The organism is Butyricicoccus faecihominis, assembly GCF_024462775.1.
Taxonomy (GTDB): domain Bacteria; phylum Bacillota; class Clostridia; order Oscillospirales; family Butyricicoccaceae; genus Agathobaculum; species Agathobaculum faecihominis_A.
In genome coordinates, this window is sequence record NZ_JANGCE010000004.1 from 1 (window position 1) to 22,233 (window position 22,233).

The window sequence follows — 22,233 nt, forward strand, 5'->3', positions numbered from 1 at the left end:
CGCCAAAAATCATTTTTGCGTTGTGGAACGCGGTGGTGTGCGCCTTGCCCATCCAGCCAGCGCCAATCAAACCAATGCGAATTTCTTTCATGTCATATTCCTCCCAAATGATCGCTCTCTCAAATTTTCCTCTTCGTTATATCAAGAAATGATATTGGCATCTTTTCCGTGTGCTCTTCTTTTTACCAATGAACAATCAGAAAAAAGGCCTGCAAACCGGTGCTTTTTTGCTTGCTTTTGTTTGCAGCCCTATCGTATAATATTTACTATCAGAAATCACTACATAATCTTGATATAAAACATCAAAAAATCATACTGTTTTATGGAAGCGCGAAAGGAAGGTTTCTTTATGCTGAAGGACGTTGGCGTACTGCCCGATTCCATCCGCTTTTACCGCGAACCGGATACCTTTACCGCCGCTAACCTTTGCCATGCGCCGCACGCCGGGATCTACCACTGCGACCGCCAGTATGTGGTACAGCGAGACGAGCCGCTCCATGCCTGCCAGATCATCATTGTGGACGCGGGCGAGCTTGGCTGCGAATATTTGGGCCAACACAAGACCGTGCCCTCCGGCGCGATCCTGCTGCTCGACTGCCGTACGCCGCACCGCTATTACGCCGTGACGGACGACCTGCGCATGCGCTGGTTCCATATGGTCGGCGGCGGAAGCGAAGCCTATACCCAGCTGATCCTGCAAAGCCAAGGCTTTGTGCTGCCCATCGCCCACAGCGCCGCGATAGAGACCTGCTGCGAGCGCGTGCTCACCGTAATTCGCCGCAAGGTGGACGAACCGCACATGCTTTCCGTCGCGCTGAACGATCTGCTGGCGCATTTGGCGATCATGGCGAACGCCAGCCCCAAGAGCGAGTTGGAACAAGCGATCCAGTCCTCCGCCGCATATATGGATACGCACTTTGCGGATAAAACCACCTCGGTAGAGCAGCTTGCCCACCGGGCCGCCATGAGCACCTGCTATTATCTGCGCAAATTCAAGGAATACCGCGCGGTCACTCCGCACCAATATTTACTGAACGTCCGTCTGCGCGCGGCCAAGGAGCAGCTGACCACCACCTCCCGCAGCGTTGAGGAGATCGCCGAAGCATGTGGTTTTTGCAGCACCTCCCACCTTGTTTCGGCCTTTCGCAAAGGCACCGGCCTTACCCCCCTGCAATTTCGCATCAAATGGCGATAAAATGCGCGAAGGCCGCGCCCCAATGGGGCGCGGCCTTCGCGTTCTTCTCTTCTCTCTTCTTTATGATACGCTCACTTCTTGAGCTTATCAACATAGGACATAATGACTTCCACTGCATTTTCCACGCCCAGACGGCCCGCGTTGATGCAAAGGTCGTAATGGTCGCACTTGCCCCACACCTTGCCGGTGTAGTAGTTGTAATAAGTAGAACGCTGTTTATCCATCTTTTCGAGCGCAGCCTCCGGCGTTTTGCCTTCGATCTCGTAATCGCCGCAGGTCTGAATGCGTTTGACGCGGTCTTCGATGGAACCATGGATGAAGAAATCGAACCGGTTTTCAAAATCCCGTAGGACGTGGTCGGCGCAGCGGCCAACGACGACACAGGGGCCCGCCTCCGCGAGTTCGCGGATGGTGTTGGCTTGCGCCAGATAAAGCTGATCGGTCAGGCTCATGCCGTTCAGGCCGACCGAACCAAACATGGTAAGCGAATACAGGAAGCTGTTGGTGGCCCGCTTGTCGAGCTGTTCAAACAGCTTTTCATCAAAGCCGGTTTTCTTGGCTGCGCGCGTGATGAGCTCGCGGTCATAGAACGCAATGCCCAGACGGAGGGCCAATTTCTGGCCGATTTCCCGACCACCTGTGCCATATTCACGGCCTATCGTGATAACTAAGTTCTGATTCATAACGCACCCTCCTTTTGTCCTGCCAACTATACAAAGTGTACAATCTTGATAACCATAGTATGCACCAGTTTATGATTTTTGTCAAGAGGATTTCACTATTTTATTCTAATTCATGGAAACGCATAGCGTTGCATCAACATAGGGCCCAAACATCTGTTTTCGCGTTCACCTCGAACAAGTACTCTATTTCTTCCAGTTGATAAACGGCTAAATTTAATATACAATTACGCTAAGAAAAACGTTTTGGGGTGCTGTTAGGCATGGTACCTAGTCTAATCTAAAAATAATATAAAGTAAATTGCGGATGATTCCGCGGAAAGATGGTGATTTCGTTGGAACATTCACAGGATCAAATATGCTTCTACATCTGTAATGCGGAAAAAAGCAATTTATTCTTTGGAAACGGAATTGATGTTGTGCTGTCCACCGCTGGGCACAACAGTATTATGGTAAGTGGAAAGATATATGAATTGCAGCAAGGCGGGCTATACGTCGTTAATCGTTTTGAGTTATCCTATTGTGAATGCGCAGCAGATGGTAAAATTATTTATTTACATATTCCATATGAATATCTGCACCTATCAGGCGTGGAAAACTGTATATTTTCTTGTTATGTGCTTGATGATGCCGCCGGTGTTGACGGTCGGTTCGATGCGGTTCGCAAATTGCTCTCAAATGTATTTCAGACCTATTTCCGCGAGCCGGACAATCGAATCCCGACGACACAGCACACCATTCGCCTTCTCAACTTTTTGCAAGAGAACTTTTTACAATTAGATAGCGGTAATGCAAAAGCAATTAAAATGGACACGATGCGGCGGATCGAGCATTTGCTGTCGTACATTCATCAGCATTGGAATGAGGATTTGCGAGTTGCTGATTTAGCGGCACGTGAGTTCTTATCCCCTAACTATCTGGCACGACTGGTGCAAAAAACGCTACACTGTACGTTGACCGAATATATTACTCGTCTCCGTTTGCTACAGGCTCAGCATGAACTGTTGCGAACCGATCATTCCGTCACACACATCAGCTACGCATGCGGTTTTAAGAATACCGCATCTTTTATTCACTATTTTAAAACACAGCATGGGATGACACCAAACGAATATCGTAAACAGCATCCGATAGAAAGTGTTTTTCAAAAGAGCAGCGAACTGCAACTAATGGATATGTCATATTTGCTGCAATTTGCTGATAATGACGAGGAGACTTCTGCTGAAGACGTACCCGCTGTAAGCACGGAGCGCTTTCATTTACGCCTTTCTTATACAGCAGAAGGTCGCGCACTGCGGCACACATGGAAGAACCTATTAAATGTCGGTTATGCACACGATATTTTAATTCAGGTCGTGCAGGATCAGATTATTCAAGCTCAGCAAGAAATCGGCTTTCAATATTTGAGATTTCACGGCATTCTAGACGACGATATGGGGCTTTATAATGAAGATGCAGAAGGAAACTTACGGCTGAGTTTTATCAATGTTGATCTGGTACTTGATTTTATCGTATCTGCTGGCCTGCGTCCTTTTATAGAGTTGAGCTATGTGCCAATGGGGTTAGCTAAAACGCCTAGAACACCATTTCGCCGACGCAGCTTTTATTCCGTTGCCAATGACCGACTGAAATGGGAGCGGATGATTTATGGATTGGTCATTCATTTATTGGAACGATATGGGGCAACCGAAGTACGTACTTGGCGCTTCGAGACGATGAGCTTTTCGATTGTTATGACGGAATGGATCAGTTTTGAAGAATGTTGTGAAATGTATGAGGCGAGCTATCGGGCAGTCAAGCGGGCTGATAAGCAGCTTTTATTTGGCGGCCCGTCCACGCATGCAAGTGCTGTATATGAAAACGACCATATTGGATGGTTCATAGAGTTTGCTAAAAACCATAATTGCCTTCCAGATTTTTTTACACTCAAAAATTATCCGTATCAGACTATCCAACGCGACCCCGATTTTGCAAAGTTTTCACTATCTCAGATGTCGGCTCCTTCCATACTGTCACGCGACACAAACTTTACACAAAACATTTTGTCGGAAATCTATAAGCTATTACACACACTCGGCATGGACGGCTCGGAAGTCTGGTTGGTCGAATGGAGTTCAACGCTATGGCAACGCGATCTCGCGGCAGAGACCTGCTATAAGTCCTCTTGGATTGTACAGACAATTTGCCGAAATTATGACCGGTCCGAATCATTCGGTTATTGGTTGCTGACAGACTATTTGGAGGAGCATGACATGGATGGGACATTCCATGGCGGACCTGGGCTGTTTACCTATAACGGAATCCCCAAAGCCGGCTGGCAAGCCATGCGCTTATTGAATCGTCTCGGCGAACGCATACTGGGCAGCGGAGATGGTTATTTCGTGACAGCCGGTGAGAACTGTGTGCAGCTTTTATTTTATAACTGCACACAGTATGATAATCTTTACCGCTATCGCTACTGTACGCTGCAAAATCCAGCGGACGCATATAGTGTTTTTATCAACAATCCGGATAGCACCTTTTCCGTTTTGATACAAAATCTCCCGGCGGGGATATGGCGTTTACGACGCTATCAAATCAGTCGGCAGAATGGTTCTACCTTTGACCATTGGCTTTCGATGGGGGCTCCCGCGTATTTGCGGGCTGAACAGGCAGATAAATTAAGGCGTTATGCAGATCAGCTCCTGATCGAGGATAAAAATCTATCCATCGATGATGAAATCCAGCTATCTGCATGTTTAAAAACTCATGAAGTTGAAATGATTATCCTAGAAAAGGAATTATAACGGCAACATTGTGCAGTTTGTACAAGAAATATCTATCCACGCTGCGTGCAAAATCTATCCTGCTATAATATCCCACCAAAAAGTGGTCAGTTTTTAGAAAGAATCCGGTACAAAATGAAATCGCTGAACCCTCTTGGCGTTTGGTATACTTCAATCATAGAAGATACATCAAACGACCACGCAGCTAATACTGCGCAAAGGAGGGTTCAGTTTTGTTTGACCATCAGGAGAGAAGTATCGATCCTGTCCATCCATATATTCCGTTATTCCAAGGTGCATATGAAGAATCCATCGTAATAAATGGTCAAAAACGCAGATTTTTGCTCTATATTCCAGAGGAGACTCGGGAATCGTGCGCAGGTCTAATGATTTTACCGGAAAACGGCGTGCGACTTGAACAAGTCTATAATGAAAGCTTGTGGCGATTTATTGCGGATACAGAGGAAAGTCTAGAGAAGATGGTGCTGATTTTTCTTGAGCCACTAGATAAAGGCTGGAATACCAATGAGTCTTATGCCGACCCGACTGGTGACGTGGCTTACATTGATACAGTGGCCGGTCTAGCTCGGCAGCGTGGTAAATGCTGTGTTCACGAATCAAAACTGTATATTACCGGTTGTCGTCAAGGCGGTGTGCTTGCAAATATGGCGGTAATGTGGAATCCTACTTTTTATGCCGGCATTGTTGCTGTGGGCGGATCGTTAATTGCCGCTGATTATCTTGCCGCCGCTCAAAACGATGTTTGCAACAAGTTGTGCGGTTACACAGATGTTTCATCTCGTAATTCGTATCGCAAAGGTGCAATCCCTGTGCCAGCATGGATAATCGACGATCCCTTATCCCCGATCGGAGAGGACAGCCAAACTATCGCATATTGGCAACACGCGTGCGGTGTTTCGGGCAAGAAGCATAGAATCAGCCCCGATACTGTTGAATATCGACGAAAATGTGAGACCGCTTATCCCCGCAATCAAGATTGCAAAGCTTATGTAGTTCGGCACAGTATCATCCCTAAAAGCTCGGCCACATTCGCAAATTTACTGCTGCGCCGTATTTGGAAAGGATTCTTGTACCGCCATCGCCGCTGGATGGCAGACCCCGAGGGGGACCTGCGTGTCACCTTAGATCCGATTAACGATCTGGAAATGGAATATCATTGCGAGGTAATTGAAGGTTGGATGCGCGAATGGTATGTATATGTGCCAGAATCGGTGCTGGATACACCGCAAAAACCGGTGCCACTGGTATTCGCGATGCATGGCTACTCTTGCAACGGCGCGGTCTACGCTGGTAACTCCGGGTGGGATCGGGTCGCTCGGGATCGAGGTTTTATTCTTGCACTACCGACAGCACTGTACGGAAAGCCGACTCATCGCCATCCTGATTCGGGCGCCGGGCCGGACAATATGCCATTACCCACTTGGAATTTTCTCGGCAATGTAGAAAACGGACCGAAAGAGGAACATTTCTTTAAAGCCATGATTGAGCAAATTTGTTGCGAACATGCCATTGATCGATCCCGCATGTATATTACCGGACATTCGCATGGTTCTATGATGGTGCAAGCACTGGCTATGACCATGAGCAAATACTTCGCTGCCGCAGCGCCGTGTTCGGGCACGATGCTTCAGCTCGACTTTGCCCGTCCCGGACTGCTTGAGCGTGAGGATATCAAAAGCAGAGAGGACTGCGAAATCCCTATTTGGATGTTTTGCGGTGAGATGGAACCGTGGCTGATTCCTCATCTTCCAGCTGATGGAAACACCACAGCGCTTGCATTGACCACTTGGCGCAAAAATAACCACTTGAATCCGGAAACTCCAGATAATTGGACGGATGGCTGGACTCGCCATGGTGACCGATGGCACGACCTAACATATCGCAATGTGGACGGAGTCCCGATGGTGCGTTTTAGCTGGATTGAGTTTTTTCCTCATGCTACCATGCCGGAAATGTCCTACCGTATTTGGGATGAGCATTTTAGCCGCTTCTCTCGGGAAAACGGCTCGGTGGTTTATCACGATAGATCTTATGAGACCTGCTTACGCGCCAAACTTGACAGCAAACATATTAAAATTAGTAAGGAGAGAACAAAATGAAAAAGCACACGAAACGATTTTGTACCTTGGGTCTAGCTACTGTTATGCTATTCAGCGCATTGACTGGTTGCGGTAGCAACGCGAAAGTAGAATCCACAGATGAGAATTCTGAAAAGTCTGGCGGCAAAACTATCTCTATCAAATTAGCCAGCATGAACGGTGAAGACCACGCTTCCGGTAATGCATGGCGCTATATCAAGGATGAACTGGAGTCACGCACAGATGGCACGCTAAAGTGCGAAATATATTGGAATGGTGCCCTCGGAGCAGATATGGACAATATAGAGCAGGTACAAAATGGCGCTCCGATGATCGCTTGTGCAGGTTCACCATTGCTGGGCGACTTAGTGCCTGATATCTCTATTGTTGGCGCGCCTTATATTTACGATGATCTGTACGATTACGAAAAACTAAACGCCTCTGAATGGTGGGATTCCATTCAAGCGACGTTATCCGAGCAAGGAATGCACGCATATGACATGATGTACTGCGGCCCTCGCGTAGTATGCTCCAACAAAACTATCAAGTCGCCAGCCGATATGCAGGGCATGAAACTTCGTGCACCGTCTAGCCCGATGTACTGGGAAATCTGCCAAGCTATGACCGGCGGTTCAGCAACCACATTGTCTTTCTCGGAGCAATATAACGGGCTTCAACAGAAAGTGGTGGACGCATGTGAGCCTTCCTACCCCGATCTATATGATTGCAAGCTATATGAAGTAACCTCACATGTCGCGGAGACCAATCATATGATTTTAACCTCGATTTACTATACCTCGGAGGAGCTTTACAATTCGCTCCCCGACGAATATAAAGCTGTTTTTGACCAAGTATTAACCGAAGCAGGCGTTATCTACAGCGATGATAACAAGGCGCTCAATGATGAGGTGAAGGACAAGCTAACCAATGAATTTGGTATTCAAATTGATGAAGTTGACCTTGATGCGTTTAAAGAGGCCACTGAAGTAGTTTACACCAAGTTCCCCGAGTGGTCCGATGGCCTGCGTGAAACGGTACGAACCGCAATGGGTTACGAGAACTAAACGAATGGTATGTGGCGCGGCCCATAGCCCTATGAGCCGCGCCCATTTAACACAACGAAAGGGGGATTTCAAGTGGACTCAGTAAAAAAAATACTTAAAAATTTGGATATTATCATTACGGGCATTCTTTTTACGCTGGTCGTCGGCTTAACGATTGTCAATGTGTTCTTTCGTTATTTCTTTTCGACAATTAACTTTGGTTGGGCATCAGAAACCATTACCATGCTATATGTCTGGTGCATATTTGTCGGTGCAGCTGCTGTTTACCGTTCGCGCGGCCATATCAGCATTGAAGCAGCTATGGAACTGCTGCCCGCAAAGATACAGAAAGCGATAACCGTATTCGTTGATATCGCCATGCTTGTGATTTTTGCTTATGTTGCATGGCTTGCACTTGACTATACCTTAAACGGATCGGTCAAGGTCATGGGGGTATTGCGGCTCTCATATGCCTATGAGTATGCCGCAATGCCTGTTGGGTTCGGTTTGATGTCTGTTTACACCATTCCGCATATTATTGAAGATTTTCGGCTTTTGAAAGAAGGGGATGCGTGATGAATGATTTTATGATTTGGCTGCCCCTTATTATCTGTGTTGTCATGTTTCTCATGAACTTTCCGGTTTATTCCTGCCTATTGGTACCCGGCATCTTTTATTTCGTTTTCATCAGCACAGATCTTGATGTCGGTATATGCTTTCAACGCATTGCGGTCGCAACAGAAAACTTCCCTTTGATGGCGGTACCGTTCTTCGTTATGGCTGGTGAGATTATGAATTATGCCGGCATCTCATCGCGTATGATGAAATTTGCCCGCATGATCGTTTCACGGTTTACCGGCGGTTTGGCGCAAGTAAACGTACTGCTCAGCGCGCTCATGGGCGGTGTATCCGGTTCTGCATTAGCAGACTGCGCCAACGAATGTAAAATTCTTGTTCCCGATATGGTCAAGGACGGTTATCCCAAAAGCTTTTCGACCGCGCTTTCATCCATCAGTTCAATCGTTACACCTATTATTCCCCCCGGCATTTCACTGATTATGTACGCGTTTTATGCTAACTGCTCAGTCGGAGATATGTTTCTTGCCGGATATATTCCAGCAATCGTGATAGCCGCTTGCTTAATGTTCACTGTGTGGTATCTCAGCAAAAGAAACCATTGGGGCATCAAGTCTGATCGAAGATATTCTCCAAAGGAGTGGTTGCTCTCACTCAAGGACTCCATTTGGGCGCTGATTATGCCGATTGGCCTGCTCGGCGGTATGCGTATTGGCTTATTCACCGCCACTGAGGGCGGCGCGATGTGCGTGCTGTATGCTTCCATTATCGGCCTGTTCGTATACCGTGAAATGAAATTTTCCGATTTTAAAAAAATCATTGTCAGTTCTGCTAAGAGCACGGCCTCTATCCTCATTATTGTCGGATGCGCCGCGGCGCTCGGTTATTATCTTTCGTGGGAAGCAATACCACAGCGTGTTACTGAGTTGCTGCTTAGCGTTTCTACCAACAAGTACGTAATCTTACTCATTATTAATATTTTCCTGCTCATTATCGGCATGTTTATGGAAGGTAACGTGGTCACTGTACTTATCTTGCCGCTGCTGCTTCCAGTACTCGGCGAAGTCGGGATAAACATCGTGCACTTTGGCATTCTGTATTCGGTCAACGGGCTAATAGGTGCATGTACACCGCCATTTGGTACGGTTATGTTTACCGCCTGCCAAACAACCGGTATTACAGTAAAGGAATATACCAAAGCTGCCATGCCACTTTTCGCCGCGGGCATCGTGGCATTAGCGATCATCACCTATGTGCCGGCCCTCTCTCTCTTTTTACCGTCCATTTTCGGCGGATAAGTTGTATTGGCACGCTTCCCTCTTTTCTTTTTCTACTCTTTTGAATAGCAAACGGCCGGCTAAGCAGCCGGCCGTTTGCTTTGGAGGTAAATTATTGTGTTCACATTTAATCAAACTACATTAACAATAATGTGTGTGTTCGGCATTGCGCTTCTGGGCTACTTTCTGGGATCAATACGAATAAAAGGCATTGGGCTAGGCACCGCCGCTATTTTTCTTGTTGGACTTGTATTTGGACACTTGGGTGTCGAATTACCTGAGATTTTACAAACGGTTGGACTTGTTCTCTTTATTACTTCCGTGGGCTTTAGCGCTGGGCCGGGATTTTTGCAGCGTTTAAAGAAAAACGGCTTGTCCTATGTAATTTTGTGTCTTGTAACCGCTACGGTAGGATATTGCCTGTGCCTTGCAGTCATCCATATTGGAAAAGTCGATGCGCCGCTTGCCGTTGGTATTATGACCGGAGCCTTTACGACTTCGCCCGGCTTTGCAGCAGCCAAAGAGGCAGTCGCTGCTTCCTCCAATGCGGCCACTGTGGTGGCAGCGGGATATGGTATCGTGTATCCTGTGGGGGTAGTTTGTAAGGTTTTATTTATACAGTTGATTCCAAAAATACTTCATGCCAACATGTCACAAGAGCGTGCGCTGATTGCGCAGCCTACTGCTACAGCTGAAAAAAATAGCCGTAAAAATCTGCTTCAGTTTGAGAAATTGGGGTTGTTTCCGTTTGCTATTGCTGTGCTGATCGGCATTCCGCTTGGCGCGCTTCACCTAACATTACCCAGTGGCGGCGCCTTCGCTCTTGGAGTTACCGGAGGCCCTCTATTAGCCAGTCTATTGCTCAGCGGCATTGGCCACTTAGGCAGAATAGATCTGCGATGTTCCTCAGCACTCATCATCCCAGCCAAAGAGCTAGGTCTGCTATTATTCTATTCCGGCGCAGGTGTTCAAGGCGGACATGGGGTATCGGAGATATTTCACCTATATGGGATCTGGCCTGTTTTATATGGGTTTCTTTTTGTCATTGTTCCGTTATTTTCTGGATTTGCGGTGTTTCGCTATCTGCTGAAATTGCCATTGCTGAACGGTCTAGGCGCAATGACAGCCAGCATGACCTGTACGCCTTCACTCGCGGCGTTAACACAAGCAGCAGAAACTGATGATGTTGTTGCCGCCTATGCAACCACCTATCCGGTCGCATTAATCACGTTAGTTTTGGTTGTACAGTTTCTTTTATCTTAGAAATGTATCCCTCTTAAATACATTCTGGTTACCAATTAACGAATGATTATGAACAGTAGCAGCTTAAACTCAACGGTACTTCCCTGCCTTAAGTCCTTGTCGCATACTTTTACACCACAGCGGACACAAAAAGGTCACCTTAAAAAACGGGTGGCCTTTTTGTGTCCGCTATGGATTTATTAATTTTCCCTTTTGCTTTTCCAAAAGTGGGCTCTTAAAAGCTATTTCTCAAATAATTGCGTGTATTTTATTGGCCACATGCATACGAACGCTCATAGATCCCCGCACATTCCTCGGCACTGAGCGGCACCCGGTCACATGCGAACAGGCCGCCCATGGTAGCGCGGGCATTTTCAGCCAAGGTCATAAACTCGTCGCTCCGGATACCGTAATCGGACATTTTAAGGTTTTCTACGCCGCATTCCTTTTGAAGCTGCCCCAACCGCTTGACAAAGTCCATCGGTTCCTTGGCTTCGGCCATGCCCAAAGCTTTCGCCATACGGACAAACCGCTCGTCACAGGCGTGATGGTCGATGAACCATGTATAATACGCTTTAGAGATCATGATGAGACCCGCGCCGTGGGGCAGTTCCGGGTGATAGGCGCTCATCGCATGCTCCATAGAGTGCTCGCTGGTGCAGGCGCTGACCGTCATCACCACGCCGGACAGGGTATTGGCAAAGGCCACGCCCGCTCTTGCTTCTCGGTCGCCACCATTCTTCACCGCCCGTGCTAGATATTTACCGATATGCTCAATCGCCGTGAGCGCATACATATCCCCCATGGGGTTGGCTGCGGCGGATATATAGCATTCGGTGGCGTGAAACAGCGCGTCGAAGCCCTGATAGGCGGTGAACTTGGGGGGAACGGTTGCCATCAGTTCCGGATCTACGACAGCCAATACGGGAAACAGGCTGTCCATGCCGCCGCAGCCGATCTTTTCATTGGTTTCCGGATTGGTGACCACGCCCCACTGATCCACCTCAGATCCGGTGCCCGCGGTGGTGGTGATACAGATCACGGGCAAAGCCGCCTCCTCTAAGGGGCGGTTTTTGCCTGTCGCTCCCGCGACATAGTCCCAAAGCTCGCCGGGCTGGAGCGCATACATCGCCATGATCTTCGCCGCGTCCATCACGGAGCCCCCGCCCAGCGCTGTGACGAAGTCGCAGCCACTGTCCTTTGCTAATTTAGCCCCTTCTTCCACTGTGGCTTTGAGCGGATTGGCGCCTACCTTGTCAAACAAAACGGTCTCCACACCGGCCATACGCAGCTGCTCTTCCGTACGCTTCAGTGCGCCGTTCTCCCGGACAGATCTCCCGTTAGAAATGACCAGCAGGGCCTTTTTACCCGGCATGGTCTGGTTGTGCAGCTCATTCAGTTTTCCCTCGCCGAACAAAATGCGGGTCGGTACATACATTTCAAAATTCATGTCATAGTCCTCCATTAACGAAAATCATAGGTTTATTACTATCAGCCGTATCAGTCCGCCTTTCCCTGATCGACATGCTGCTTATGTTCCCTCCTTTTCGGCAGCCTCGTTGACACAACGAAGGGCGTTTAAACTGCGAGGATAGCCGATGTAGGGAAGGCACTGTGAAACGATTTTGATCAAAAACGCCTTATCGTTGCCCACTCGCAGATTGGCGGCGGCATGGCTGACGAGTTGCGGCTCACACCCGCCCTGCGCAGCCAGAAAACAGAACGTAATCATCTCACGCTGTCGGTAATCCAATCCCCCGCGGGTATAGAAATCGCCAAAACAGTTGGCGGCCAACCAGCGGTTGATGTGGCGGCTCTCCTCAGGACCGGACTGCCAGAAATCCCGCATCCCTTCGCCAAAGATATCCACTTGCGCCTGAATACCGGCTGCCAACCGGGTGTCCATGGTGGTTTTTGCCTGCGCCTCTAGGGGCAGGCGTTCACCGCGCGCCGTCAGCGCCTCGTTCAGCGTGTTTAGAAAAGGAAACACCCTTCCCATTCCCAGATAGTCCACGGCCTGATAGACGATCTCCCGAATTTCTATCGGTGTAACGCCAAAGTTTAACGCCGCGGGAAGCATATCCCGAAACAGGTCCGTACCCTGACAGCCCAACAGCGCCGACAGGATCGCTATAAAACGGGTACGCCCATCTAAATCGTCGCTATTCACCACCTCGTCAAAAGCAAAGTTTTGAAACCGTTCGATCAACTCCGGGTCGGTCGTGCATAGGTGCGTTTGATGACCGGGAAACATTTTTTCATAGTAGTGTTTTGAATAATCCGAGAGCTCCATACGCTTTCCTCCTGCTGCTTTATTTCTTTGAAGATTTCTTGCTCACAGCTTTCTGATATGACTGTACCACTTGGAGTAAACTCCATGTCAAGAGAAAATTTGAAATTTATTTTTCCGCGCAGCGTCGTTCTTTTCCGGACTATATGAAAACCTCCAGTCATAGTTTGATCCTACGACTGGAGGTTTTTTACACGATTCATTGCTATGTCGAAACCTGATACATCGCCTTAAACGCATGGCCAAAGCCTTTTCCACTACGAATTTAAACCGACCGGCAGCCAATAATCGCCGTCCTTGTGCATATGTACATCGACTGAGCCGCTGCTGTCGTCAAATGTGAGCCGCACGACGGCGTCGCTCTCATTTTGGGATAGGATTAAAGTTTCACCATGAAATTGACTATACCATTCTAAATTCGTATAAGTAGTGGATTGCAGCGCGGTATCCGGCTGGCGCAATGTGGAAAGATCGGGCCCATTATAACATCCGGCATCACCCGCCCGAATATTTAAAGCATATTCCAGCAACGGCCAACCCAACCCCGTTCCGTAATATAAGTTAAATTTATCACTTTGCGTATATTCCAAATCACTTATATTTTCTATAGCGGTAATGACCGAGCGGCCGTTTTCCTGTCCGGTTGTGACGCGGTACGCCACTCGCCCATCGCTGGACCCTCCGCCATAGCTTTGCAGCACGGCGATACAGGCTTTGGGGTCGTCCGTCGATACAATGACATAATCCCGGAACGCGGGCGACGAACCGCCCAGTTTCGTATACCATACTTCTTTTTTGTCCGGCGTGGCATCAGCCGACAAACGCAACTGATAATTGACCAATTTCTGCCGCTGTTCCTTGGATTGTACGGTGTAAAGAGGCCATACCGACTTATGATAAGCCGATCGTGCAAACTGCCGTGTCAAATCTGCGGCGGTGCGGCTGTTCTCGCCCTTTTCGGTCGTCCAGTCTTGCGGCAACCATACCTTCTTATCACCATTTGAAGAGGCGGCTAGCACCGGAGCCATGGTCAAGCGCACGACGCTATTATCTGCAAAGACATAGCGAACCTCGGCAAGGTCGTTCGTTCCGTCGTTCGTTGCATCCCACATACGGATTAACGATCCCTCGCCGCCATTAAGCTGTAATATGGCAACCGCCGCCTGCACGGGATCGCACATCGTTTCCGGCGGTTCATCCCAAATGTGCTGTCCGGAACTTCCCGGCGCATGATCTGGCAAACCAAGATCATTTTGGTACAAAGTGCAGAATGCTTCCAAGCTATTCGCCTTTTGCATAAACGGCGTGTCATTGATATAAGGGTTGCCTTCCACCTTATCTACCTTCCATGTACCGTTTTGTTGCCGAAAATGCAGTCGCTCGGCAATCCGCGTCGGCACGCTGTCAGTCCCGCCCCACTCCGTTACCAAAATCACCTGTTGCGTTATTTCATCCGGAAGTACGGTAAACCGTTCCACATGCGGGTTGGACGCACCGATGCGCCACAAAGGCTCGCCCGGTATCGCACCCCCCAATTCACCGACTTGCTTGCCGTAGTCCACTTGCTTATCGTACAACTGTTTTGCCAGATCATCGGTCAGCAGCCGATACCACGGCTCTGCGTCACGGTAGCTTCCGCTCATCCATTGTCGTCCAAGCTCAACCAATTCTGCATCCGTCAAGCTTTCCGTTTTCTCACGGATCGAAAAACCGCAGCCCAACGTGCCGACCAGCACGGCGGCCGCGACGACCAGCGCCGCGCCGCGTTTTTTCACCCGCGTATCAAACAAACCCTCAAACCGCCGCATCAGCGTTTTCTTATCCCCGGTAAAGCACGATACCAGTGAACGGCGTTTGGCCTTATCGATCGCCGAGCGCAAGATCGTCTCACCGTACGCACGGCGTTCCGCGCTGTCCAAATTCTTTGCGACCGCGTCGTCACACGCCATTTCGATATCCTCACAGGCAAACCGCGCCATTAGATGGATTAGCGGATTGAACCACTGCATGGACCGTGCCAGCACGAGCAGCAGCTTGATCCACAGATCGCCGTGCCGATAGTGTATCAGCTCATGCCGGAAGATGAACGCCGCGTCCTCACGCAAAAGCGCCTCCCCCGGCAAGTAGAGCGTGGGACTGATCAATCCGGCCAGCATGGGACAGTCCGCCGCGCCGCTGACCAACAGCGGAATGTCCCGCGAAATGCCAAGCGCTTGCTTTTCCCGCATGAACACTGCGTTAAGGAATTCATTTTTCATCACGCACGCGTTTTTCCTCAGCCGCCGGCGGAATAACAAATACATGACCGCCTGCCAAGCAGCGAAGCCCATAGCGCCCGCAAGCCATATCCAAGCGACCATCGGCCCCACATGAAGAGTGGTGATGGAAGCCGTGTCTTGCTCGCCCAGCGCTGCCGCCTGCCGCTTATCCAGCCAGTGACTGTCCAGCGAGTCCAATGTCGTTTCGTTCTGCTGCGGTAACGCCACCTCATGCAGCAAATAATAGGTGTGCGGCGTCACCTGTACCGGCGGTTCAGGCAATGTCAGCTGCACTGGTATAAGCAGACGAACCGCGAGCAACGCCCACACCAGACACATGGCCCGCGCGGGGTAGCGTTTTTTCAGCACCCGGCGCAGCACGATCGGAATCAGCGCGACCGCCGAAACGGTTAGCCCGATTTGCAATAGATCAAAAAGTAGGTTCTCCCACATTTTACGCCCCTCCGTCTCTTGGGTTCAGGCCGCTTTTTTATGTGCTTCCCATAGCTCACGCAGCGCACTGTTCCCCGACCAATCGATGGACGCATCGACCGCGTCGTCCACCTCTTCCGGGTCGCTGGCATACCGGCGGTCCAGTTCTGCAAGGATGTCATCGGTGTATGGGTCAGCCCAGCCCATATCCAAATACCAGAGCAGTTCATTCGTATCACGGTAGGGATAATAATCGACCGCTTCCGCAAGCAGCACATCGTAGGGACTGTATTGGCGGCCCAGCATGCCGATCGTTTCACCTTTTGCGTTATAAAGCGACCAATCATCTGGTACGTAGATTGCAGGGCGTTCCGTCGTCAACTGTATGCGGCGCAGGTTGAGCCGCAGCGTCGGCCCATCGGACAGCTTACCGGTCAACGTTACATTCTCTTCGTCCGCCGCCGTCGTATCGCGTGACCATTTGATGTTCCGTGTGCCGAGCACGGTATCCGCCGCATGCTCAGGCGTATCCAGACCGCCCGCTTGCAGATCGGTCTGCGCATATCCCAACACCATCGGGCTAAGCGTTGGGAACCACGAGCCGCCTCGGTACAGCGTTAAAAAATCCGCTGAAGAGGTCACGCCGTCGCGGCTGTCGCCCAGCGGCTCAGTGCGCGCGATCTCCCCGTTTTCCTGAAAGTATACCCGTTCGGCGGTATAAAGCAGCACTTTTTCTCCACTTTCGCTGCTCCATTGCACGCGTACTGTGCAGGCGTTTGCATCCGGCTCCGGCGTAATCTCCCAGCTATCAATAAATAGCCCCTCTGCCGTTCTGTCTTGGCTATACATGTACTGTTCTCCCTGCTTTTTCAGGCGAAGCGTCTTGCACGCTTGTTTCTGCGCCTCTGTCTGGCTGGCAAAGGAAAGGGATTGCGGACCCAGCCGCGCCGCATCGCGCCGCATGGTCTGATAAGCTGCAGCTATATCTGAATTATGCGTATCATACTGTACATCGGAAGCAAAGGCCAGAAAATAGGTCAAACCGTCCCGTTCGGCAAGCTTGGTGCAAGGCACCGGATAGTTAGCTTCCCAGTTTTCTCCAAAATTTTCATAAAGCACTGCTGTTAAATCCATGTTCAGCCACATGATAGCGCCGTAGTCGGTCTCATTTTCCACATCCTTACCCATTGCGTATTGCAGCCCGAACCGCGGCAATCCCTCTTTAACCAGTAGATAGCCGCGCCCAAGGAAGCTTTCAGGCAAAGTAAGCGTGTAGCCATAGGTCGGATCGTAATACGTGGCTGAAGAAATGGAATGGTCTTCCTCTACCGGTGCGTTTTCATTTTCCGTGCGGAACACAAAGGAGGCCGTATAGCGTGTGCCTTCCGCTTCGTACCGGACGGTTATGCCGCGATAGGTATATCGTTTGATCGTGGAAGCTAATAATTCAGCAAAATTCGGTTCCACAACAAACTGACATCCGCTTCCGTCCTGCGCAAACTGGATTTCTTTGTGCTCCGTCACGCGCTCGTCATATTGCAGGGCGCCGTCCTCGCGAACGACCGCGTCCGTCACCGTAGCGTTTATGGGAGCCGCTTTTCCGTCAAGCGGCTCCAGCTTGATCTTCACGCCTTCAGGCAGGATCGGGATATCTCCGGCAGCGGCTGCCACAGCTTCTTCTACTGTCGCGCCGGTTGGCAGGGCTTTGCCGTCGATCCACGCGTGAAAGCTTTCGTCAAACCGGTCGACAAGGCCGGTCGGCAGCCAATAATCGCCAGCCTTCTGCATGCCGATATCGACCGATCCGCTGCCGTCGTCAAACGTGAGCCGCACGACCGCATTGCTTGCGGTTTGGGAAAGAAGCTCTACCCCGGCGAGCCACGACCGAAACGAGGTGTCCGCGCCGTTTTCCGTTTGCTTCGTAACCCATTCGCCAAAGTAGCCGAATACGGTTTCCGCCGCGCTCAGCGGCTGCGCCAAATCGGCGTAATGACCGCTGTTATAACTGTATTCCAACGGGATATCTGCTTTCGCCGTGGGCCACGGCAGGCCGGAATTGTAATATATATCAAACAATTCATTTCGCGTGAGCCCGGTTATTCGCGCCGCCATGTCGTCCATATCTTCCAATAGGAAAGCCAGATGGGTATCGTATTCTTCAAAGCCTGTGATGACCGAGCGGCCGTTCTCCTTGCCCACAATCACTTTCACCGCGGTGCGGAAGTCTGTCGTACCGCCGCCGTGTCCCTGAAAAACAGCAATGCAGGCATTTGGGTCTTCCGTCGGTACGATGACGAACGCATCAAACGTCGGCGACGAACCGCCGAACTTGCTATACCAAACGCCGCCCGGCTCGCTATCCGCCCATCTCCGTTGATGGTTCGCCAAGGCTTGCCCTTCATTGGGCAGCACCGGATACAGCGGCCACACCGATTTGTGCGAGACCGCGCGGGCAAACTGCTGCGTGAGGTCGGCGGCCGTACGGTTATTCGTACCATCCGCCGCCGTCCAGTCCCCTCCCACGAAGATCACGACGCTGCCGTCGGCAAAGGTATACCGCGTTTCGGCCATATCGTCTTCCCCGTTGCCCGTTGCGTCCCATTCCCGGATCACTTCCGCCGTAGCGCCTTGCAGGAAATCGGATTCTGAAACACGGTCGGGCAGGCCAAGGTCATTTTCATACAGCATACGGAAGGTTTCCAGACTGTCCGCCTTGGTGGCGACGGTTTCGCTTCTCGCAACGCTCCAGCTGTTACCGTTTTTTTCAAAATACAGCCGCTCCGCAACGCGCGGCTCTGCGCCCACGGTTTCGTCTTCCCTTGCTAGGATAAGCAGCGCCGTATCCTCTTCCGGTACGACCGTATAGCGGGTATAGCCGCTTTGCTGCTTTTCCACGGCCACAGCGGCTGCCAAACGCAGCATTTCTTCTTTTTCCGGGCCGCCGCTGCCCGCGCGCACGGAAAACGCACACCCCAGCGTGCCGACCAACACGGCGACCGCGACGACAAGGGCCACGCCGCGTTTTTTCACCCGTGTATCAAACAGCCCCTCAAACCGCCGCATCAGAGTTTTTTTATCCCCGGTAAAGCATGAAACCAGCACGCGGCGTTTGGCCTGCGCCACAGCCGAGCGCAAAATAGCCTCGCCGTACGCGCGGCGTTCGGCGCCGTCCATCTCCTTTGCGACCGCATCGTCGCACGCCAGCTCAATATCCTCGTAAGCAAACCGCGCCATCAGATGAACCAGCGGATTAAACCACTGCATCGCCCGCGCCAGCACGAGCAGCAATTTGAGCCATAGATCCCCGCGCTTGCAATGCGTCAGTTCATGCCGAAAGATAAACGCCGCATCGGGCGCGCTAAGGCTTTCATCCGGCAGGAAGATCGCGGGCCTTGCAAACCCCGCCAGCATGGGGCAATCCGCCGCGCCGCTGACCAGCAAAGGAATCTCCCGTGCAATGCCGAGCGACTGCTTTTCTTCCTCAAAGACCGCCCGCAGTATGGGATTTTTCACATCCGTTGCTTGTTCATTCAGCGCCTGCCTAAAGCGAAGGTAGCCGCGCCACTGCCGAAAGACGAACAGCGCCATGCCAAGCAGCCATATGTAAAACAAGATATTGCCCCAATAGGTTCTGATCCAGCTATTTTCCCCAGCCGCGCCGGCATACTGATCGGCTTCGGCGGCCGTCATCCAACGGCCTGCGGATTCAATCTGCTGAAGCTTTTGATTGGCGGTCTGCGGCTGCGTCATCCGCACATAATTGACGCGCGGCGTGACCTGTACCGGCGGTTCGGGCAGCGTCAGCTGCACCGGGATAAGCAGCCGTATCGCGAGCAGCGCCCACACCAGACACATGGCCCGCGCGGGGTAGCGCTTTTTCAGTACCCGGCGCAGTACGATCGGGATCAGCGCCACCAATGAAACCGTCAGCCCAATTTGCAACAAATTAAAAAGAAGGTTTTCCCACATTATGTCCGCCCCTCCGTTCTTATCGTCCCTGCGCGTCAAGGAAGGCGCGCAGTTCGTCGATATCGCTGTCGGTCAGCTCGCCCGCGTCCGACAGACTGGCCACCAAATTTTTGACCGACCCACCGCACAGCCGCCTGACAAAGCTGGCGCTCTCGCGCTGCAAATAAGCTTCCCGCCCGATCAACGGCGTGTAAAAGTTCTGCCGCCCCTCTTTTTCGCACCGCAGGAAGCCCTTTTCACACAGGCGCGATAAAAAGGTAAGCACGCTTGTGGCCTTCCAGTCCTTCGCGGCGTTCTGCTGTACGTCAGCCGCGGTGATCGGCGGCGAATGCGCCCATATGATCTGCATGACCTCCAGCTCGGCGTCGGATAACCGCTTGATCTCCTGCATCCCGTCCCCTCCTTTTCTATGTTTGTAGAATTCTTTCTGGCTATATTCTACATCAGTAGAATATAGCTGTCAAGTATGCGCAGTTTACAATTTGGAAGCACGCAAACAGCCCGCGTTCGGTCAAGCCGAATGCGGGCTGTCTGCGTTGTATGGATATCGGTACGTCAAACCACCAAGATCGTGATGCCGTTGTTATGTCGCTCTAAATCGCGGTCCTGCCGCAGCGCGGGCGCGAGGTCGAGCGCCCGCCGGGTGTCCGCGTCGAAAATAGAGAGCTTCTCGCCCGTGATAAAAAAGGAAATACGCCCGGACTGCTGCATCCGTTCCAGCTTACGCCGTACCTCGATACGGATGCGGCCGCCGGTGCCCGAAGAGCCGTAACCATGGATCAGCTTGATTACCTGACCCCGGCGGCAGCTTTCCAGCGTGTGCAGCAGCCTGCCGATGGCCTGCGCGGCGGTCGGCAGACCCTCTTCCAAATTTAAGACCTGATAATTTTCAGCCATGTCCCTGCCCTTACGAAGCGCCTGAGACCAGCATCGGGCCCACCTCGTTGATGTTGCCCGCGCCCATCGTCAGCACCAGATCGTTCGGGCCCGCTTCGCGCGCAAGATAAGCCGCGATCTCCTCAAAGCTGTCCAGCGCGACCGCGCCGGGCACCTTTTCCGCCAGATCGTGCGAGGAAATGCCCACGGTATTTTTTTCCCGCGCGGCGTAAATCGGCGCGAGCACCGCCTGATCGCACAGGGAAAGCGAATGCACGAATTCATCAAACAGCGCCTTGGTGCGGGTATAGGTGTGCGGCTGGAACGCGCACAGAATGCGGTCGAAGTTCATTTGGCGCGCGGCGTCCAGCGTGGCGCGCATTTCGCTCGGGTGGTGCGCGTAATCGTCCACCACCGTCGCGCCGCAGGGCATTTTGCCCATCAGCTGGAACCGGCGGGAAGAGCCGGTAAACGCCGAAAGCCCCGCCGCGGCCTTATCGCCGGGCACGCCGAGATATTCAGCCGCCGCGCAGCAAGCCAGCGCGTTCATCATATTATGCCGCCCCGGCACGGAAAGGCGCACCTTTGCGTAGGGGGCGCCGTCCACCAGTACGGTAAAACGATAGTATCCGTTTTCCTCCAATATCTCAGCGGCGCGCACATCGGCGTTTTCCGAAAGGCCAAAGGTGCGCACGCGGCGCTTCAGCCCATCGATGCAGCGCATGACGTTTGCATCGTCCGCGTTCGCAACAACGAGACCGCCCTCCGGCGTCAGCTCGCAGAACGAACGGAACGAATGGATGATGTCGCTGAGATCCTTGAAGAAGTCTAAGTGATCCTCCTCAATATTGAGCACGACCGTAACCGTGGGCGCGAAATTCAAAAAGGAGTTGCAGTATTCGCAGCTTTCCGCGACAAAGTAGCCCTTACCGCCGATGCGCAGCGTGCCGTCGATCGCGGGCAGGCGGCTGCCGACCATAACGGTCGGATCGAGGCCGCCCTCAAGCGAAACGAGCGTCATCATCGAGGTCGAGGTGGTCTTGCCGTGCGTGCCGGAAAAGCATACGACGTTTTCATAATCGCGCATCAGATGGCCCCAAGCCTCGGCCCGCTCCATCACGGGAATGCCCTTTTCATGCGCGCGCACCATTTCGGGGTTATCGTCGTGCACGGCGGCCGTGCGGACGACCAGCGCCGCCCCTTCGACGTTTTCAGCCAGATGCGCGTAGGTGATTTTTGCGCCCAGCTGTTCCAGCCGGTCGGTCACTTCGGTATGGAGGCGGTCGGAGCCGGTGACCGGCACCCCCATAGAGAGCAGCAGCTCGGCCAGCGAGTTCATGGATACGCCGCCGATACCGGTCAGATGGATCGTTTCTTTCCGGTCGATATACGGTTTGATTGAAAGGGCCATTCGTGAGAGCCTCCCAGATTTTTTCATTCTTTTTATTGGTCTACGGTATATTATAATGCAGGATGCCCAAAATATATATAGGCAAACAGACGAAATTGACATTTTATTTGGTAGCAAAGG

At 51.6% G+C, this 22,233-nt stretch carries 15 protein-coding genes; 7 read left to right on the forward strand and 8 right to left on the reverse strand.

Annotation, left to right across the window (positions count from 1 at the left end; genetic code table 11):
• Positions 1-349 precede the first annotated feature (349 nt).
• Positions 350-1,195 carry an AraC family transcriptional regulator gene (locus NE562_RS03695; protein ID WP_280961053.1) on the forward strand — a complete coding sequence of 282 codons (846 nt, stop codon included), beginning with the start codon at positions 350-352 and terminating at the stop codon, positions 1,193-1,195.
• Positions 1,196-1,266: 71 nt separating this feature from the next.
• Here NE562_RS03695 and NE562_RS03700 read toward each other — a convergent pair whose 3' ends face one another.
• Complete coding sequence (locus NE562_RS03700) at positions 1,267-1,878, reverse strand: AAA family ATPase (RefSeq protein WP_280961054.1); 612 nt, start codon at positions 1,876-1,878, stop codon at positions 1,267-1,269.
• Positions 1,879-2,210: 332 nt separating this feature from the next.
• Between NE562_RS03700 and NE562_RS03705 the strand changes: the two genes are divergently transcribed.
• The 6 genes from NE562_RS03705 to NE562_RS03730 all read left to right on the forward strand — a co-directional run bounded on the left by NE562_RS03705 (position 2,211) and on the right by NE562_RS03730 (position 10,898).
• Positions 2,211-4,661: a GH39 family glycosyl hydrolase gene (locus NE562_RS03705; protein ID WP_280961055.1), complete on the forward strand. Its 2,451-nt coding sequence runs from the start codon at positions 2,211-2,213 to the stop codon at positions 4,659-4,661.
• A gap of 212 nt (positions 4,662-4,873) precedes the next feature.
• Positions 4,874-6,760 carry a PHB depolymerase family esterase gene (locus NE562_RS03710; protein WP_280961056.1) on the forward strand — a complete coding sequence of 629 codons (1,887 nt, stop codon included), beginning with the start codon at positions 4,874-4,876 and terminating at the stop codon, positions 6,758-6,760.
• The gene (gene dctP, locus NE562_RS03715) at positions 6,757-7,803 is read left to right on the forward strand and encodes a TRAP transporter substrate-binding protein DctP (RefSeq protein WP_280961057.1); all 1,047 of its coding nucleotides are present in this window, start codon (positions 6,757-6,759) and stop codon (positions 7,801-7,803) included. The genes NE562_RS03710 and dctP overlap by 4 nt, the downstream gene beginning before the upstream one ends.
• A 72-nt stretch (positions 7,804-7,875) precedes the next feature.
• Positions 7,876-8,358: a TRAP transporter small permease gene (locus NE562_RS03720; RefSeq protein WP_280961058.1), complete on the forward strand. Its 483-nt coding sequence runs from the start codon at positions 7,876-7,878 to the stop codon at positions 8,356-8,358.
• Positions 8,358-9,656, forward strand: a complete 1,299-nt coding sequence (locus NE562_RS03725) for a TRAP transporter large permease (RefSeq protein ID WP_280961059.1) — start codon at positions 8,358-8,360, stop codon at positions 9,654-9,656. Before NE562_RS03720 ends, NE562_RS03725 begins: the two co-directional genes overlap by 1 nt.
• Before the next feature lie 96 nt (positions 9,657-9,752).
• Positions 9,753-10,898: a permease gene (locus tag NE562_RS03730; RefSeq protein WP_280961060.1), complete on the forward strand. Its 1,146-nt coding sequence runs from the start codon at positions 9,753-9,755 to the stop codon at positions 10,896-10,898.
• A gap of 247 nt (positions 10,899-11,145) precedes the next feature.
• Here NE562_RS03730 and NE562_RS03735 read toward each other — a convergent pair whose 3' ends face one another.
• The 7 genes from NE562_RS03735 to murC form a co-directional block, all read right to left on the reverse strand.
• On the reverse strand, positions 11,146-12,327 hold the full coding sequence (locus tag NE562_RS03735) for an iron-containing alcohol dehydrogenase (protein ID WP_280961061.1): 1,182 nt from the start codon (positions 12,325-12,327) through the stop codon (positions 11,146-11,148).
• A gap of 81 nt (positions 12,328-12,408) precedes the next feature.
• Complete coding sequence (locus tag NE562_RS03740) at positions 12,409-13,170, reverse strand: carboxymuconolactone decarboxylase family protein (RefSeq protein WP_280961062.1); 762 nt, start codon at positions 13,168-13,170, stop codon at positions 12,409-12,411.
• Between the two features lie 254 nt (positions 13,171-13,424).
• Entirely contained in the window at positions 13,425-15,878 is a 2,454-nt protein-coding gene (locus NE562_RS03745; RefSeq protein WP_280961063.1) for a M56 family metallopeptidase, read from the reverse strand.
• A 24-nt stretch (positions 15,879-15,902) separates the two neighbouring features.
• The gene (locus NE562_RS03750; RefSeq protein WP_280961064.1) at positions 15,903-19,826 is read right to left on the reverse strand and encodes a M56 family metallopeptidase; all 3,924 of its coding nucleotides are present in this window, start codon (positions 19,824-19,826) and stop codon (positions 15,903-15,905) included.
• 19 nt (positions 19,827-19,845) lie between these two features.
• Complete coding sequence (locus NE562_RS03755) at positions 19,846-20,217, reverse strand: BlaI/MecI/CopY family transcriptional regulator (protein WP_280961065.1); 372 nt, start codon at positions 20,215-20,217, stop codon at positions 19,846-19,848.
• Between the two features lie 164 nt (positions 20,218-20,381).
• Complete coding sequence (locus tag NE562_RS03760; RefSeq protein WP_280961066.1) at positions 20,382-20,723, reverse strand: hypothetical protein; 342 nt, start codon at positions 20,721-20,723, stop codon at positions 20,382-20,384.
• 10 nt (positions 20,724-20,733) lie between these two features.
• Positions 20,734-22,113, reverse strand: coding sequence for a UDP-N-acetylmuramate--L-alanine ligase (murC, locus tag NE562_RS03765; protein WP_280961067.1), 1,380 nt, complete (start codon positions 22,111-22,113; stop codon positions 20,734-20,736).
• Positions 22,114-22,233: the final 120 nt, after the last annotated feature.

Excerpts from the sequence above, each read along its gene's own strand:
- NE562_RS03755 (WP_280961065.1), bottom strand. The coding sequence starts at position 20,217 with ATGCAGGAGATCAAGCGGTTATCCGACGCCGAGCTGGAGGTCATGCAG.
- dctP (WP_280961057.1), top strand. The coding sequence starts at position 6,757 with ATGAAAAAGCACACGAAACGATTTTGTACCTTGGGTCTAGCTACTGTT.
- murC (WP_280961067.1), bottom strand. The coding sequence starts at position 22,113 with ATGGCCCTTTCAATCAAACCGTATATCGACCGGAAAGAAACGATCCAT.
- NE562_RS03740 (WP_280961062.1), bottom strand. The coding sequence starts at position 13,170 with ATGGAGCTCTCGGATTATTCAAAACACTACTATGAAAAAATGTTTCCC.
- NE562_RS03725 (WP_280961059.1), top strand. The coding sequence starts at position 8,358 with ATGAATGATTTTATGATTTGGCTGCCCCTTATTATCTGTGTTGTCATG.
- NE562_RS03735 (WP_280961061.1), bottom strand. The coding sequence starts at position 12,327 with ATGAATTTTGAAATGTATGTACCGACCCGCATTTTGTTCGGCGAGGGA.
- NE562_RS03700 (WP_280961054.1), bottom strand. The coding sequence starts at position 1,878 with ATGAATCAGAACTTAGTTATCACGATAGGCCGTGAATATGGCACAGGT.
- NE562_RS03695 (WP_280961053.1), top strand. The coding sequence starts at position 350 with ATGCTGAAGGACGTTGGCGTACTGCCCGATTCCATCCGCTTTTACCGC.
- NE562_RS03750 (WP_280961064.1), bottom strand. The coding sequence starts at position 19,826 with ATGTGGGAAAACCTTCTTTTTAATTTGTTGCAAATTGGGCTGACGGTT.
- NE562_RS03760 (WP_280961066.1), bottom strand. The coding sequence starts at position 20,723 with ATGGCTGAAAATTATCAGGTCTTAAATTTGGAAGAGGGTCTGCCGACC.
- NE562_RS03745 (WP_280961063.1), bottom strand. The coding sequence starts at position 15,878 with ATGTGGGAGAACCTACTTTTTGATCTATTGCAAATCGGGCTAACCGTT.